Annotated in this window: 2 protein-coding genes; one reads left to right on the top strand and one right to left on the bottom strand. The window is 60.8% G+C overall.

Going from position 1 to position 1,995, the window contains the following annotated elements:
* Window positions 1-1,247: alpha/beta hydrolase (locus tag AC1DVM_RS23055; RefSeq protein WP_477258457.1), on the top strand; the 1,247-nt coding region annotated here is incomplete at its 5' end.
* 99 nt (window positions 1,248-1,346) lie between these two features.
* Here AC1DVM_RS23055 and AC1DVM_RS23050 read toward each other — a convergent pair.
* A complete protein-coding gene (locus AC1DVM_RS23050) occupies window positions 1,347-1,685 on the bottom strand; it encodes a hypothetical protein (RefSeq protein ID WP_477258455.1) in 339 nt (112 codons plus the stop codon).
* Window positions 1,686-1,995: the final 310 nt, after the last annotated feature.

The raw sequence follows: 1,995 nt of genomic DNA, 5'->3' as shown, positions 1-1,995 counted from the left end.
AGCTCGATCCGGGAGAGCGCATTCCAGCCAACCGTTATTTCGAGGGTAGTCCCGTTCATCCCGGCCACTTCGAACAGGATTGGAACCGATCCTACGTCCTCGAACCGGAGGGATCCCCCGTTGGAGTAGCAGTGTTTCTGCATGGGCTGACCGACTCACCCTATAGCCTGCGCCATATCGCGAGGCGTTATCGCGATCGCGGCTTCCTTTCGATTGCCATTCGACTGCCCGATCACGGAACCGTCCCGGGCGCGTTGACGGATGCCGAATGGGAGAACTGGTTGGCGGCGACGCGCTTGGCGGTGCGCGAGGCGCGCCGTCGCGTGGCCGCACCCTTGCCGTTTCATCTCGTCGGCTTTTCGAATGGCGGGGCCTTGGCCCTGAAGTATGCACTCGATGCGGTCGACGACCCTAAACTGGCGCGGGCAGACCGGCTCATTCTGATTTCACCCATGGTCGGGATCACTGCCTTTGCGCGTTTCGCAGGTCTTGCGGGGATTCCCGCAATCCTGCCTGCCTTTGCCAAGGCCGCATGGCTCAACATCCTGCCCGAGTTCAACCCCTTCAAATACAACTCTTTCCCGGTCAACGGAGCGCGGCAGTCCCATCTTCTGACGCGTGCCCTGCAACAGAGAATTTTAAATCACGCGCGGGAAAACCGGTGGGATGGGTTGCCTCCCATACTGACCTTTCAATCCATCATGGATTTTACGGTTTCAACCCGTGCGATCGTTACCTCGCTCTACGCCCACCTCCCGCCCAATGGCAGCGAACTCGTGCTGTTCGACTTGAACCGCAACACGAAGTTCGGCCCGCTGCTGCGTTCAGCCTCTGACACGTTGCTGACCCGCGTTCTCCCCTCCGCGCCGCGGCAGTTCCGAACGACGGTGGTCACCAATGCGAACTCCGAAACCAGCGCCGTCGTCGCACGGGTTACCGAAGCTGGCGCGCTCACCGAAGACGTCCGGGACTTGGAGCTGGTCTACCCCTTCGACGTCTTCTCGCTGTCTCACGTTGCCCTCCCCTTTCCAACGAGTGACGCTCTCTACGGTCTCACGCCCGATCTAACGGAGGATTTCGGAATCAGGTTGGGCAGCCTGGCAGCGCGAGGGGAGCGTGGCACGCTGATCGTCAATCTGGATTCGTTGCTGCGCATGTCTTCCAATCCATTTTATCCGTATCTCCTCGGCAGGATCGAGGATTATATGGTCCCGGCGACGGCAACCCAGGCACCGCCTCCGCAATAATCTGCATCACGAACCGCGCAGTGCCGCGTGTTGAAACGCGCGCATTCCCTTTTCATCTTAAGTGCACAGGGGCTGGCGGCCTACCGTCAGCTCGTGAGTTCAACGAACCCAGGCACCCGGTATGAATACCCATTGCCCGTGGCGGCGAACCCACCGCGGTTGGCGGAAACGAAAACCACGCCGGTGTGGGATCCAACGCCCCGGTACCCACACGAATGCGCGTCTCTGCGTACTCCAGACCCAATGACCGGAAGCCCAGACGTGGCCGCGTCGTGCGGGTGGCCTGCGCTCGCGACGCGGCGGCGGTGGCGGTCGGTTCGGTCCTCGGGATGAGCGATGGACCCAACGTTGCGCCTCACCCTCTGTCGGCAAGACCGCAAGCGGGGTAACTGCGAGTGCTGCGAGAAACCCCTTGAGCAAAGAGCGACGGGAAAACATGTTTCACGATCCTTGCRGGAAGCCTCGACCCAAGGCTCACATCATAGTCCTCCAGCAGTTTCGCGTGATGGGCAGAGCGTTCCATTCTTGTGCAGCCCGGCCCATTTTCCTTCCTGTGGGACGGATGGTCGAGGGGGGAACCTCGGTCGTACGCGCGGCTCAGAACCGCCAGACCAGCGGCACGTAGAAAACCGCCATCACGAAGAACCAGATCATCAAGGGCAAGCCGAGTTTCCAGTAACTGCTGAAGCTATAGCCGCCGGGAACCATTACCATCAGGTTGGTCGACGTTGCGATCGGGGTCAGGAAC

The sequence above is a fragment of the Microvirga sp. P4_A5 genome (assembly GCF_056402495.1).
Note: the sequence above shows the minus strand (reverse complement) of the source record. Positions and strands in the feature narration are given on the sequence as shown.

Coding starts and splice junctions, on each gene's coding strand:
- AC1DVM_RS23050 (WP_477258455.1), bottom strand. CDS start 1,685: ATGTTTTCCCGTCGCTCTTTGCTCAAGGGGTTTCTCGCAGCACTCGCA.